This is a genomic window from Pseudoroseomonas ludipueritiae (assembly GCF_014490445.1).
Classification (GTDB): domain Bacteria; phylum Pseudomonadota; class Alphaproteobacteria; order Acetobacterales; family Acetobacteraceae; genus Pseudoroseomonas; species Pseudoroseomonas ludipueritiae.
On record NZ_JACTUZ010000120.1, the window covers coordinates 1 to 13961 of the forward strand.

9 protein-coding genes and 4 pseudogenes are annotated in these 13961 nt (G+C 69.1%); 9 read left to right on the top strand and 4 right to left on the bottom strand.

Annotated features, from left to right (window positions below; genetic code table 11):
- On the top strand, positions 1 to 2101 hold a 2101-nt coding region (locus tag IBL25_RS19395), incomplete at its 5' end, for a recombinase family protein (protein ID WP_367615645.1).
- A 79-nt stretch (positions 2102 to 2180) separates the two neighbouring features.
- Here IBL25_RS19395 and tnpB read toward each other — a convergent pair.
- A pseudogene (gene tnpB / locus IBL25_RS26720) lies at positions 2181 to 2282 on the bottom strand (IS66 family insertion sequence element accessory protein TnpB); the annotation flags it as partial.
- Positions 2279 to 2728, bottom strand: coding sequence for an IS66-like element accessory protein TnpA (gene tnpA / locus IBL25_RS19400; protein WP_187780164.1), 450 nt, complete (start codon positions 2726 to 2728; stop codon positions 2279 to 2281). The pseudogene tnpB and the gene tnpA, both read right to left, overlap by 4 nt.
- 78 nt (positions 2729 to 2806) lie before the next feature.
- On the opposite strand from tnpA, the pseudogene IBL25_RS19405 reads away from it, so the two are divergent.
- Positions 2807 to 3772: pseudogene (locus IBL25_RS19405) on the top strand (IS256 family transposase); the annotation flags it as partial.
- Between the two features lie 43 nt (positions 3773 to 3815).
- A pseudogene (locus IBL25_RS19410) lies at positions 3816 to 4442 on the top strand (IS630 family transposase); the annotation flags it as partial.
- Here the strand turns inward: IBL25_RS19410 and IBL25_RS19415 are convergent.
- Positions 4439 to 5257: a hypothetical protein gene (locus IBL25_RS19415; RefSeq protein ID WP_187780165.1), complete on the bottom strand. Its 819-nt coding sequence runs from the start codon at positions 5255 to 5257 to the stop codon at positions 4439 to 4441. The pseudogene IBL25_RS19410 and the gene IBL25_RS19415 sit on opposite strands and share 4 nt — an antisense overlap.
- A 557-nt stretch (positions 5258 to 5814) precedes the next feature.
- Complete coding sequence (gene traA / locus IBL25_RS19420; RefSeq protein WP_187780166.1) at positions 5815 to 9132, bottom strand: Ti-type conjugative transfer relaxase TraA; 3318 nt, start codon at positions 9130 to 9132, stop codon at positions 5815 to 5817.
- A 408-nt stretch (positions 9133 to 9540) separates the two neighbouring features.
- On the opposite strand from traA, the gene IBL25_RS19425 reads away from it, so the two are divergent.
- The 6 genes and pseudogenes from IBL25_RS19425 to IBL25_RS19450 form a co-directional block, all read left to right on the top strand.
- Positions 9541 to 10035, top strand: coding sequence for a conjugal transfer protein TraD (locus tag IBL25_RS19425; protein WP_202986826.1), 495 nt, complete (start codon positions 9541 to 9543; stop codon positions 10033 to 10035).
- A gap of 7 nt (positions 10036 to 10042) precedes the next feature.
- Entirely contained in the window at positions 10043 to 10348 is a 306-nt protein-coding gene (locus IBL25_RS19430) for a conjugal transfer protein TraD (RefSeq protein WP_239417326.1), read from the top strand.
- 10 nt (positions 10349 to 10358) lie between these two features.
- The gene (locus IBL25_RS19435; protein ID WP_187780168.1) at positions 10359 to 12005 is read left to right on the top strand and encodes a type IV secretory system conjugative DNA transfer family protein; all 1647 of its coding nucleotides are present in this window, start codon (positions 10359 to 10361) and stop codon (positions 12003 to 12005) included.
- Positions 12006 to 12085: 80 nt separating this feature from the next.
- Entirely contained in the window at positions 12086 to 12448 is a 363-nt protein-coding gene (locus IBL25_RS19440; protein WP_202986827.1) for a type II toxin-antitoxin system RelE/ParE family toxin, read from the top strand.
- Complete coding sequence (locus tag IBL25_RS19445) at positions 12445 to 12831, top strand: helix-turn-helix domain-containing protein (RefSeq protein WP_187780169.1); 387 nt, start codon at positions 12445 to 12447, stop codon at positions 12829 to 12831. Before IBL25_RS19440 ends, IBL25_RS19445 begins: the two co-directional genes overlap by 4 nt.
- 564 nt (positions 12832 to 13395) lie before the next feature.
- Positions 13396 to 13905, top strand: a pseudogene (locus tag IBL25_RS19450) (IS5 family transposase); the annotation flags it as partial.
- Positions 13906 to 13961: the final 56 nt, after the last annotated feature.

Below are 13961 nucleotides of genomic sequence, written 5' to 3' on the forward strand. Positions count from 1 at the left end.
GGCGGCCGCGATGAGCCACAAGATCACCGCTGACCACCTCGCCCGCGGCGCCGCCGTCTACGTCCGGCAGTCCACGATGGCGCAGGTGGTGGGGAATACAGAGAGCAAGCGCCGCCAGTATGGCCTCGCCGATCAGGCGCGGGCGGCGGGCTTCGTCTCGGTGACCGTCATCGACGAGGATCTCGGCCGGTCGGGTTCCGGCGTGGCCGAGCGCCCGGGGTTTGCCAGGCTCGTCGCGACGGTTCTGGCCGGCGAGGTCGGGGCGGTCTACTGCATCGAGGCCTCCCGGCTCGCACGGAACGGCCGTGACTGGCATCACCTGATCGACCTCTGCGCGCTTGCCGGAACGCTGGTGATTGATCCTGACGGCGCCTACGATCCCCGCCTCGTCAACGACCGGCTGCTGTTGGGGCTCAAGGGGACGATGTCCGAGTACGAGCTATCCCTGCTGCGTCAGCGCGGGATCGAGGCCCGCGACGGCAAGGCCCGGCGCGGCGCGCTGCGGTTCACCCTGCCGCCCGGCTACGTCTGGAGCGAGGACGGCCGGATCGAGGTCGACCCCGACGAACGGGTGTCGGGCGCGATCCGGATGGTGTTCGCCAAGTACCGCGAACTCGGCAGTGCCCGGCAGTTGTTCCTCTGGGCGCGTGGCGCCGGGCTCCTCCTGCCGGTCGTGCAGCGTAACCTCGCGATCTGCCGGATCACCTGGCGGGCGCCAGCCTACCACACGGTCGTGCAGGTGCTGCACAACCCCCTTTACGCCGGCGCCTACGCGTTCGCGCGCCGGGGCAACCGGATCCGGGTCGAGAACGGCCGGGCGCGCAAGACCAGCGGGCATGACCGGCCAATGGCGCAGTGGGGCGCGCTGATCCGCGACAACCACGAGGGCTACATCACCTGGGCGGAGTTCGAGGAGAACCAGCGCCTGTTCGGCGAGAACGCCCACATGCAGAAACGGGCGTCGCGCAAGGCGGCACGCGGCGGGCGCGCCCTCCTGACAGGGCTCGTCCGTTGCGGGCGCTGCGGACGCATGATGCGGGTGTTCTACGGCTCAGGCTCGGGCCATGCCCACCGCTACCAGTGCCGGGGCGACGACGCCCATGTTGGGGCGGGTCTGTGCATCGGCATCGGCGGCGTGCGGGTGGACCAGGCCGTCACGGCGCTGATGCTCGAGGCCGTCTCGGGCCATGCGGTCGAGGCAGCGATGCTCGCGGCCGAGAAGGTGGCGGCGGAGGACGATGCGCTGTCCGCAGCCCTCGGGCGCGACCTCGAGGCGGCGCGCTACGACGCCTCGCTCGCCGCGCGGCGGTATGACCTTGTCGATCCCGCCAGGCGGCATGTCGCGCGCGAGCTGGAGGCCCGCTGGAACACCGCCCTGGAGCGGGTCGCTGTTCTGGAGCGACGGATTGCCACCGCCCACACCTCGACGGTGGCACGGCCGGAGGTTGACCGTGACGCCTTGATGCGCCTGGCGGGGGACCTCCCCGCCGCCTGGAATGCGCCAACGGCCGACAATCGCGCACGTCAGCGCCTGACCCACATCCTGGTGCGTGAGGTGGTGATCGACCTCGACGACGCGACGCACGAGGCCGTGGTGATCATCCACTGGGCCGGTGGGCAACACACCGAGGCCCGCGTTCCGCGGGTGCGGTGCAAGCCGCGGCGCGCCGAGACCTCCCGCTCCCCAGCCGAGGTGGTGCGCCGCCTGGCCCAGGAGTGGCCGGACCGGGAGATCGCGGTGACGCTGAATCGGATGCGGTGCAGGACGTCCGTCGGCGAGAACTGGACCTCGGTTACTGTCCGGGAGGTGCGGGAGCGTCTCGGCGTTCCGCCATTCCAACCGTCGGAGGGTGCTCCGACCAGCATCGGGATGCAGGACGTGGCGCGACGGTTCGGGATCTGCATCCCCTCTGTGCTGCGGCTCATCCGCGAGGGAATCCTGCCTGCCGAGCAGGCCATGCCTTACGCGCCTTGGAAGATCCCTCTCGAGGCGCTCGCCACCGAGCCGGTTCTGGCAGGACTACGACGCGTAAAGGAGCGGCGGCCGAAGAACCTGCAGGGATATCATCGGGATGAGACCATGCGGCTGCCGGGTCTCTGACAAGGAGGGTGCAGAATGTCACACGACCGCCGCGGCGGCCGCGAAAAGCAAACACATGGCCGCTGAACGGATCCTGCCCCAGCACCTCCTGCACCAGCCGCGAGAGACCGTCGAACCCGCGCCGCATGTCGGTCGGACCCGCAGCCAGCCAGACCCGCACACCGGCAGGCGGTGCGATCATGTCTCCAGCGCCATGGCCAAGCACGCCACAGCCGCGGGATCGGCGGTCATGCCGACCCGCAGCACCCGCCCGTTGCGCAGCACGATCTCGACCTGCGGATCAGCCGTATCAACGGGCCTGCTGCTGGGCACGGGTGCGTCCGTCACTTCGGGACTGACCAAGCGCACCGGCAGCAACCGCGGCGCTGGAACACGCCGCTGCGGTGCCTCACCGCGTGCCTCGCGCCGCCAGCGGTGCAGCAGGCTGGAGCAGACGCCATGCCGACGCGATACACCCTGCACCGTCGCGCCCGGGCGGAGGGTCTCCGCGACCAGCCGAACCTTCTGCTCCGGCGTGTAACTCCGACGACCCTCGCCACGCGTCACGATCTCGATCCGCTCCGCCCGGGTGCTGGCACCGGTGTCAGCACCAGTGCTGGCATCAGTGCCAGCCTCATCCCTCGACATCGCACCACCTCAACTGATCTGGTGTTACCTCACAAGATCAGGCCGCGCAGGCAAGATGGCCGTAGAGCAACGCTTACCCGGCAGGCGACCTTCGATCCGCAGCTGATCGCCAAGTACCAGCGGCGCTTCCCCGGCTTCGATGACAAGGTGATCTCCATGTATGCCCGTGGCATGAGCGCGCGGGAGATCGTGGGCCATCTGCGCGAGCTCTACGGCATCGACGTCTCGCCGGACCTGATCAGCGCCGTCACCGATGCCGTGCTCGACGAGATCTCAGCTTGGCAGAACCGCCCCTTGGAGGCGGTCTACCCCGTGGTGTTCTTCGATGCCTTGCGGGTGAAGATCCGGGACGAAGGTCTGGTGCGCAACAAGGCCGTGCACATCGCGCTCGGTGTCCGGGCCGACGGCGGCAAGGAGATCCTGGGCCTGTGGCTGGAGCAGAATGAGGGTGCGAAGTTCTGGCTCCGGGTGATGAACGAGCTGCGTGGCCGCGGTGTCGAGGACCTGCTGCTGGCCGTGGTGGACGGGCTGAAGGGCTTTCCCGAGGCGATCGTGGCGGTGTTCCCGGAGGCCGTGGTGCAGACCTGCATTGTGCACCTCTTGCGGCAGAGCCTGGACTTCGTCGCCTACAAGGATCGCAAGGCGGTGGCCGCGGCGCTGAAGGCCATTTACCAGGCTGTGGACGCCACAGCCGCCGAGGCGGCCCTGGCCGCTTTCGAAGCGGGGTTCTGGGGCCAGAAGTACCCGGCCATTGGCCAGAGTTGGCGCCGTGCCTGGACAGAGGTGGTGCCGTTCTACGCGTTCAGCGTTGAGATCCGGCGGTTTCTCTACACCACGAATGCCATCGAGGCGCTGAACTCGAAGCTGCGCCGGGCGGTCCGGTGCCGAGGACACTTCCCGACCGACGAGGCCGCCCTGAAGCTCTTGTATCTGGTCTTGCACCGGGCGGAGAAGGAGTGGACCATGCCGCCGCGGGAATGGTCCATAGCCAAGGCTCAGTTCGCCGTGCTGTTCGGCGAACGCTTCACCCGCGCCATGGCCTGAGCATGTTCAACCGCTCCGCCGCACACGAAATTTCTGACACTCCCTCGTCGGGCTCTACTTAGCACCGCCAGAGCGCGCGCTGGTGCTGTGCGTGGATGAGAAGTCCCAGATCCAGGCACTCGACCGCACCCAGCCCGTGCTGCCGATGCGTCCCGGCCAGGCGGAGCGGCGCACGCATGACTATACCCACCATAGCACGACTTCGCTGTTCGCGGCGCTGGACATCACGACCGGGGCGGTGATCGGCCGCTGCTATCCGAAACATCGCTCCACCGAGTTCCGGAAGTTCCTGGATCAGGTGGAGAAAGCCGTGCCCCCAAATCTCGACGTCCATCTCGTGATGGACAACTACGCCACCCACAAGACCAAGCCAATCCGCGACTGGCTGCTCAAGCGGCCGCGCTGGCATGTCCATTTCACGCCCACCGGCGCCTCCTGGATCAATCAGGTCGAACGCTTCTTCGCCCTGATCACCGACAAGCAGATCCGGCGCGGCATCCATCGTTCCACACAGGCGCTCGAGCGCGACATCCGTGCCTTCATCGAAGCCCATAACGTCGATCCCAGACCGTTCCGCTGGACCAAGTCCGCCGACGACATTCTCGGTGCCATTCAGCGCTTCTGCCAGCGGACCCAGCAGATCGGAGGAACTACAGAATCAGGACACTAGATCAAACGCTTCGGTGCTGTCTCCAGCACCAGAGCCGCCAAGGTGCCCGTTACCGGCACACCCATGATGACATCAGCCAGATAGTCGATGTAGCGGCCGATGAGCGCCACGTCCTGCTCTGAGAACGGCCGGGGTACCAGGGCCAGATCGCAGTGGTACACCATCGTAAAAGGGGACAGGCTCTCGTCATCCTCCCACCCCGGCTGCAAGCCATGACGGCTCAGCAGCGCATGGCGGAGCGCCACGTCGAGCAGATCTGCGACACCCTCGAAGTAGACGGTGATGTCGTGGTCAGGGTCAAACCCCCCGATCCCGCTATCTGCAAAGAGGTGCCTGTCAAACGCGGCCTTCTGTGCGGCGGAGTTCTCCCATGTTCCGATGGGGACCACACCCTCAGCCCGGCCATTCAGTGTGAGAGCAAAGGCCTTGGTGTCAGCTTCGAAGGCGTCGTACCAGTCCTCGAGCGGGGCATCGGCGACCATATCCACCCAGGAGCGCATCAGCGTCGCGGCGAAGTCGTGCAACACCTGCCGCACGAAAGCGGGATCACCCAGGTACTTTGGTGAACTCGCCTTGGCCATCAGCTGGCTGAAGCTGGCGCTGTCGGACATGCCCTTCCAATGCCACCTTAGCGCCGTGGCATAACTATACAGGTCTGGCCAACGTCCGCTGTTCGGCCCTGTCTCCCAGCGGAGCTCGGACTGCAGGCGATAGTACTCGTTCACGAACCGCTGGCCGCCATCGGCGGCGCCCAGCATGCGGTACCAGCGCAAGGCTCGGCGTTGGGCGATCGGGTCGGAAAGGCGGGGCGGCATGGGGCACCGCTTTCTGTCACAGCGCCGTGGCTGCCCTGCCAGAGGGGACGACAGGCCGAAGGGCCAGACGTCCCAGCCTCGCCCTCGGTCGGTCTCAAAGCGGGTCGGTGGTCGCCCCTGCTGGCGTTTCAGGCGTGCCTGTGTACGGAAACACAGATCGTCGGGCTTCGGCATTTCCTCCAGCTTATCGCCCATCGCAAAGCCCTGCCCAGCCGCAAAACGGCCACGAAAACGCTGCCTTGCTGGAGGGGGTGCCGCTCAATCGACCATCCGGAATTTTCGGGGGCTGGCATTGACAGACCCCTACCCTCCCTCTGTTGAGATGGTAGGGGGGGTGGTGGGGCGGGCCGGAGCCGCGGACGCTGACGGAGGCGTCGGCGGTCGCGCTGGCCCAGGCACCCGGCCCACCGCGAGGTGGACGTCGGCCCGCCCCTCCTCCCCTTCGTGAAACCTCCGATCTCCACTCCTCGGCGCCAGCAGCCTTATGAGATTCGCTGGCGCATGCAGTCCTGTAGTTCCAGGAACCGACCCACACCGATGCCGGTGGAAGACGGCAGCTACCGGCCTAGTCCCGGTGCACGCCGGATCCCGAGCCGCTGCTGCTCCGCCTCCTGCGTCCGCGCCTGGATGCGCTCCTGTGCCTCCACCGCACGCTGCCCCTCGCGCAGGACCGCCACGGCCCGTCCAATCCCCGCCAGCCCCTTGCGCGACGGCGCGACCGCCTCGGCCGCCTTGGCTGTGAGGCTCTGCTCCACGCCCTGCGGCCTCAGCCGCTGCTCGGCTGCCGCGGCCACCGCCCGCAGTTCCGCCGCCACCTCGGGCTGCCGCCGCACCACCCGCTGCCAGGCTTCGGCCAGTGCCGGATCCGGCCGCCCCGCCAGCGCCTGCCAATAAGCCTGCGGTGCCTTGTTGGCCTCCGGTGGCCGGCTAGCCGCCCGCGCCTGCTCCAGCGCCTCCACCGCCCGCCAGGCCCGCTGTGACAGCCCCGGCACCTCCACCGCATCCCGCACCCGCTGCGCCGCCACCTCGGTCTGATAGGTCTCCCCAGCCCGCTGCCGTGCCGCTGCCTCCCGCTCTAGCCCGCTAGCGACCGAGCGTACCGCGCTGACGGCACTGGCCCGCTCCAGCTGCGCTCCGCGTCCCGAGAACAACCCGTCGCCGCCGCGCAGCCGCCCCAGCAGCTCCGGCTGCTCCCGCAGCTGGTGAGCGACCTGGTTCCGGTCGTCCCGGTTCTTCCACAGCAGCGCATCAAGCTGGGCCTCCGCCTGTACCGGATCGCGATATGCCGCGCGCAGCCACTGCGTCCGATCGACGGCCTCCCGCCGCACCGCTGGGTCGCGCGCCTCCGCCGCTGCGATCTCCTGTGGCGTGGTGCCCCTCCCCAGGCTGTCGCGACCCGTCGGATCCCGCTGCGCCGGCAGCAGCGGTGGGGCTGGTGGTTCCACCTGGGCCGCAACGCGGTCGAGGTAGGCCGCCGCCGTTTCGCCGCTGGCTCTGGCTCGCTCCACCGGTGAGCGGGCGATGATCTCGCTCTCCGGTGCCAGCGGATGCAGCCCGCGCCGGCTGGCAAAAGCCTCCCGCGCCCGGCGCTCGCCCTCAGGCCCGGCATAATCCAGCGTCACGTCCTTGGCCCGCTGCCGCGACAGCCTCCGGGTCAGCCCCTCCCGGCTACCCAACTCGTCGCGGGCCCAGTGCAGCCTGACCCCGTCCCGGTGCCGCGTCAGCGCCACGTAAGCGGCGTGCCGGTCCATCGCCCGGCTTGCCAGCACATGGGCGCGCTCCACCGTCACCCCTTGCGCCTTGTGGATGGTCGCCGCGTAGCCGTGCGTCAGCGCGCCGTAGTCCCTGACCGCGAAGGTAACCTCCGCTGCCGGTGTGGTGGCGTCCTTCGTATCCAGCCGCACCGTCAGCTGCGCGGCCTCGCCCTGCCCTTGGATGCTGGTCACCGTGCCCAGCGTACCGTTCTTCACGGCCGCGCCGCCCTGCCCCTCCGCGCTGGCCCCCAGCGCCCGCTCGTTGCGCAGGAACATGAGGCGGTCGCCGGCGGCGAAGGAGCGCTCGCCTTGCTCGGTCGCGATGCGATGGTCCGGGCCGAGCGCTCCAGCCCCCCCGAGCTGCTCCCGCGCCAGCCGGTTCAACGCGGCCGCATCCGCCCGCGTGGAGGCCAGCATCAGCTGGCTGCGGGCGGGATCCTGCTGCCGCCCCTCGAGCCAGCCCTCCACCAGCGCCGCCCGCGCCTCTTCCTGCGTCGCGTGCCCCAGCACCATGCCGGCCTGCTCGTAGCGGGCAAGCGCCTCGGCCGTGCGGCTGGTGGCAAGCTCCCGCGTCGCCTCCCGCTGCCAGTCCTGGCGCTGCCGCCGCACCTCCGAGATCTCCGCCGCCCCGTGCCGCTCCGCCAGCGCCCGGAACGCCGCCCCGGCCTCGATCGCCTGCAGCTGCTCCGGATCCCCCACCAGCACCACCTTGGCACCGGCCTGCTGGGCCTGCTCCAGCACCCGCTGCATCTGGCGCGAGCCCACCATGCCGGCCTCGTCTACCACCAGCACGTCGCGCGGCCCCAGCACATCACGACCCCGCGCCCAGTGCCACTCCAGGCTGGCCAGCGTCTTGGAACTGATGCCACTGCCCGCCTGCAGCCCCTCGGCGGCGATGCCCGACAGCGTGGCGCCGCGCACCCGCAGCCCCTGTGCTTCCCAGGCATCGCGCGCGACGCCGAGCAGCGCCGACTTGCCGGTGCCGGCATAGCCCACCACCAGCGCCAGCCCTTCTGCGTCGGTGAGGTGCCGCACCGCGTCGCGCTGCTCCACGCTGAGGGTGAGACCACCGCTTTCCGCCTGCCGCAATGCGTGGTCCCGCCGGCGCGCTGTGACGCCATGCACCTGACCCTCCACCAGTGCCGCCGCCTGCCCTTCCATCCGCCGCTCAGCCGCCAGCATCTCGCGTGTGGTCCAGCGTGTGCGTCCCGCCGCGTCCTCGCCCAGCCGCACCAGCGCGGGTGCGGCCTCGACTTTCGCCAGCACCTGCGCGAACTGCGCCGCCCCGTCGCTGTGCCGTGCGATGAACCGCGCCAGGTCCTGCCGCGTAAAGGTGGACTGTTGCCGCGTCAGGGCGTCGAGCGCGAGGTCGGGATCGGCGGCAATGCGCGCGCCGTTGCGCCGGGCAATGGCGTCATGCTCCGCCCGCCGTTCCGCCGCCTCGCCGCGCGCGGCGCGCCGCATCCCCGCCGGTCCCACCTTGTGCTGCGGCTCCAGCGGGATGCCCTGCGCCGCCAGGCTGCGGTGGTCGATCCGCGCGTCATGCCCGAGGCTGGCCAGTCGCTCATTCGCCAGCTCCGCCCAGCGTGTGCGCCACGTCTGCAGCAGCGCCGTGCTGTTCCACTCGCGCTGCTTCGCGCCGAATGCCGCGTTAGATCCATCCGCCTGCTGGCCCGGAGCAACGCCGCGCAGCGTCAGCAGCACATGCGCATGCGGCTTCGCCTCGCCGTCCTCACCCACTGGTCTGTGCACGCAGAGATCGGCCACCATGCCGCGCGCCACGAATTGCTCGCGCACGAAGTCGCGGGCCAGCGCGGTGCCCTCGGCCTGGCTGAGCTCGCGCGGCAGCGCGAACTCCACCTCCCGCGCCAGCTGCGCGTCCTTCCTCTTCTCACTGGCTTCCACCACGTTCCATAAAGTGCCGCGATCCGTCCAGGCTGTGGGTGCGCCATCGGGCAGCAGCACCTCGGCATGCACCAGGTGGTCCTTGGCCGTGAAGTCATGCGCCACCCCAGTCCGCGCGTCCTCCAGCCGCGTCGCCGCGCGATAGGCCGCAGCCGCCACTACGGAGCGTCCTGCGCCGCGCGAGATCACCTGCGCCGAAAGGTGGTAGATTGCCATGCGCCATTCTGGCCATGAGTGGCTTCAGGAGGAACCCCGACGCCGCGCTCGTTCCGCCTGCGGTGGACTCACCTTTCCGCGACGTCGCCGCAGACGACGTATAAGCGCGCATTTCTCCGCTTTGCTGCGAACATGACGTGGGACGCGGGTGGGACGGGACGCGCTGAATGCGACGATGCGAAGTGCACGGGATGCGGTCGTGTGAGGCCGCGTCACCATGCTGCCGATGTCCTGTAAGAATGTGTCCTCTGGACCTTCTTGATCAAAGAAGATGCTGATCGACACAACACCCTTCTTGAGCCTCTGCGATCGAGATCCAGCGTCTTGGATCAGGCGCATCCTGGAGCGGTATGGTTTGTGATGAGGCGGCGATCCGTGCGTCGTGCGAGCGCATGCGGATGCTCCAGGTTGGACCGCGACGTCGTTCCGCCTCACGCCGCGATCACAAAAGCTGACGGCGCGTCGGGTTGGCGCCTCCGCCCTGGTGTGCAGATTGATCGTGGCGATCGGGTGAGGAGCCTGGTCGGCGACGACGGACCCACCATGGAGGATCTCCCCTTGGCACCACGCCGCCCGCGTGACATCGACGCCGAACTGCGCGCCCTGCAGGACAAGGCGCGCCAGCTCCGCACCAAGCAGAAAGCTCAGCTCGGTGAGCTGCTGCTCGCCACCGGCGCCGCCGACGCGCTCGATCCCGACACTCTTGCTGGCCTGCTGCTGCACGGCCTCGAGCAGGCCAAGAGCAACCCGCAGGCGGCGGAGAGCTGGCGCCAGCGCGGCGAGAGCTTCTTTCGGCGCGAGCGCGCCGGCACCAGTGGAGCCGGCGACAGCAAATCTGCGGCCGCGTCTCCTCGCGCTGCGCGCCACAATGCGGAGGACGCAGCGCGCCCGGCTGCGGAGTAGCCAGGCCATCGCCCGTGCCGAGGCCGCCCGCGCCCGCAGCGACGCCCGCGACTGGGCTGCTGAACGCCGCGCCCGCACCCGTCACCTGATCGAACTCGGTGGCCTGATCCACAAGGCCGGGCTGGTCGATCTGCTGGAGGACGACCGCGCCACCCTGCTCGGCCTGCTGCTGCAGGCGGCCGGGCAACTGCGTGGTGGTGGTGACGAGCCGCCCGAAGTGCCGCGCGCCCGCTGGCGCCATGCTGGCCTGCGCGCCTTTCAGGCTGAGCGCGAGGCGGCAGAGGGGGACGCTGGGGAGGCCGGCATCCCATGACCGCCGTTCTGTGGGGTGTCTGGCGCCTCGCCATCACCCTCATCGCCTGCCCTTCGCCCTGATCGGCTGGCTCTGGATCTGCATCCGCACCGCTGGCTCCGGCGCCCTCCTCGGCGGCCTCCTCGGCCTGCTCTGGAACGTGGTCCTGCTGCAGCCGCCGGACCTCCGCCACGGTGTGGTCGGTCTGCTGCTCGGCGGCCTCGCCGGCCTCCTGCTGGCGCTGCTCAACCTGGTGGGACCGGTTTTCTTCGGCCGCGGCACTCCCGCCACCTCGCATGGCTCCGCCGCCTGGGCCGAGCCGCGCCAGCTGCGCCGCGACCTCGCGGCACCGGCGCTGGCGCGTGATCCGGCGGCACTGCTGGTCGGCCGTGCGCCGGGTCGCCGTGGTGAGATGCTACGCTACACCGGACCGGCCCATCTGCTCACGGTCGCCCCCACCCGCTCCGGCAAGGGCGTCGGCACCGTGCTGCCCAACCTCCTGCTGGCCAACCGCGCCATCCTCTGCGTCGATCCCAAGGGCGAGAACGCCCGCATCAGCGCTAGGGCGCGGCGGCGCTTTGGCCCGGTGCATGTGCTGGACCCGTTCGGCATCTCCGGCCAGCCTGCCAGTGCCTACGATCCGGCGGCGCTGCTCGACCCCTCCTCTCCCGAGCTCGCCGACGATGCCGCGACGCTGGCGGACGCCCTGGTGTTCGACCCGCCTGGCCAGGTCTCCGAGGCGCACTGGAACGAGGAGGCCAAGGCGCTGATCAGCGGCCTACTACTGCACCTCGCCTGCCGGGGGACAGCGGGCCAGCGCGGCCTGACTGAACTCCGCCGGCTGCTCACCCTGCCGCCGGATGACTGGCAGGCGCTGCTGCGGGCCATGCTGGCGGATACCGCGGCCGCCGGCGGGCTGGTTTCCCGCGCCGCCGCCCGCCAGCTCGGCAAGGCCGACCGCGAGGCCGCCGGCGTGCTCTCCGCTGGCCAGCGCCACACCCACCTGCTCGACAGCCCCAGGCTCGCCGCCGCCATGGCGCGCTCGGACGTCCAGTGGGCTGACCTGCGCCAGGGCAGCGCCACCGTCTTCCTGGTGCTGCCGCCCGACCGCCTCACCACCTACAGCCGCTGGCTGCGCCTGCTGATCGCCCAGAGCATCCAGCAGCTGGCCCGCACTCCGGCCCCACCTGGGCAGCCGCCGGTGCTCTTGCTGCTCGACGAGTTCGCCGCCCTCGGCCGGCTGGAGCCGGTGCTGCAGGCAGCCGGGCTGATGGCGGGCCTCGGCCTGCAGCTTTGGCCCATCCTGCAGGACCTCGCCCAGCTGCGCGCCGCCTACGGCCCCTCCGCCAGCACCTTCCTGGCCAATGCTGGGCTGCTCCAGGTCGCGGCGCCGGCCGATCTCGAGACCGCCCAGTGGCTCTCCCAGGCGCTCGGCCGCAGCACCATCGGCTTTGAGACCCACAACAGCTCCCACACCACCTCGGACAACCCCGAGGGGCATGGCTCCACCAGCCATGGCAGCGCCACCCAGCGCCTCGGCCGCCCCCTGCTCACCCCCGACGAGGCCATGCGCCTGCCCCACCACCAGCAGGTGCTGCTGCGGCCGGGCCAGCGCTCGGCCCTGGTCCAGAAGCTGCGCCACTTTGCCGATCCGGAGTTTCAGGGGCTCGCCGACTGATCAAGCGCCGAGCGCCGGACGCGCGAGGAGGTGAGCAGCCCGAAGGAGCCATAGGGCTGGAATAATGCGCTTGCACGCATATGCGTTTTGACGCATATTACAGCATGCCATGGCACGTGACTTTCCACCCTGAGATGGCCAAAGACTTCGTGGCTTTCTCCCGGGAGGTGCAGATCGCCATGGCGGCGCAGCTTCGCCTTCTGGAAGCAGTGGGCCCGACCCTCGGCCGCCCCACGGTCGACACGCTGAAGGGCAGCAGGATCGCCAACCTGAAGGAACTGCGCTTCGCCGCTGATGGAGGCGTTTGGCGCTTGGCCTTTGCTTTCGATGGACAGCGCGTCGCCGTGCTCCTGGCGGCGGGGGATAAGGCTGGCGTGTCCGAGGCACGGTTCTATCGGACGCTAATCGCCACGGCTGAGAAGCGATGGAGGACATGGGAATGACCAAGACCACGGGTGTGTCCCTGGACGAGATGATCTCTCGGATGCCGAAGAAGGATCAGCGGGAGGTCGAGGCGCGCGCATCCGAGTTGATCGCACAGCATATGGCGCTTCGCGACGTGCGGAAGGCCATGGGCAAGACCCAGGCTGCGGTGGCACGGAGCCTCAAGATCAAGCAAGAGAATGTGGCCCGCATCGAGCAGCGCAGCGACATGCTGCTGTCGACGCTCCGTGGCTACGTAGAAGCCCTGGGCGGAGAAATATCCTTGAGCGTGCGGATGCCGGGTTTGCCACCTGTGGAATTGCAAGGCCTGGGTGACTTGGCACCGGCGCCGAAAGCAGCGGCCAAGAAACCTGCGGCACGCCCCCGCCGCGCGGCAGCCTAGAACAGATGTCGTCTGAGGCGAGTGGCACGCCTCAGACGGACATCTGTTCTAGCGAGGAAAGCACTAGCTGCACCAAGTGCTTTTGGTACAGCCAATGGCAAGAGCTTTCCTGCCCTGCTCGTTCTGAGCACAGAGCCGGCCGCATCTGGGCGGATACGACCTACCGCACCAAGTGCAATTCCGGCGCACTGAAGCAGCGCAGCCTGCCTGAGCGTGTTCAGTTCCCAAAGCGCCGTGGCGCGAACTCTCAAACCAAGACCAATGCCGCACGCTCCAGGTCCGCTCCGGCATCAAGCATGTCCATGCCACCCAGAAGCACCGCATGACTGTGCTCGTACGCACCACCGGCTCCGCTCAGGCGCAGGTGAAGATCGGCATCGCTAATCTCACTATGACTTCACCTGTTTGGCTTGGCTAAGCACTCGAGCTGCGGCCGCATAACTCCACAACCTCCATGAGAAGCGGCACTGGCGCCCCCAAGCCGGTGATCCAGCCGTTTCAGAGCCCGTTTGAGAATGGTGTGGGTGAGGTGTTCGGACGTCCTCGCGCGCCCAGACGGGCTGGATGTGGACCAAGGACCATCGCGCACGGCAGGCGGGCTTTGAGCGGCGCCGCTACCCGACAGACCTGACCGATCAGGAATGGCGGGTCATTCGGCCCCTGCTGCCGCCCAGCAGCGCCCGCGGCAGGCGACCAGGCGTTGACCTACGGGAGGTGCTGAACGCGATCCGCTACCTGGCAGGGGCTGGGTGTGGATGGAGGATGCTGCCGGTTCATTTCGGACCATGGCAGACGATCTATTGGTGGTTCCGGCGTCTCGCACGGCGGTTCCTGTTCGCCACTCTGCACAACATCGCGCTGATGCTGGATCGTGAGCGGGTGGGGCGCGAGGCCAGCCCTTCCGCCGGGGTTCTGGACAGCCAGACGGTCAAGGCGCCCCACGCGCCGGGCGGCGGTGGCTTTGATGCCGCCAAGCGCCTCAAGGGCCGCAAGCGCCATATCATGGTGGATACCGACGGCCGCCTACTGATGGTCAACTTGACAGCGGCCGACGTGCAGGATGCCGCCGGGGCGGAGCGGAGTAACCGTCAGCCGAAAGCCGCCTTGTGCTGAGGCTGTCGGATGGTCGA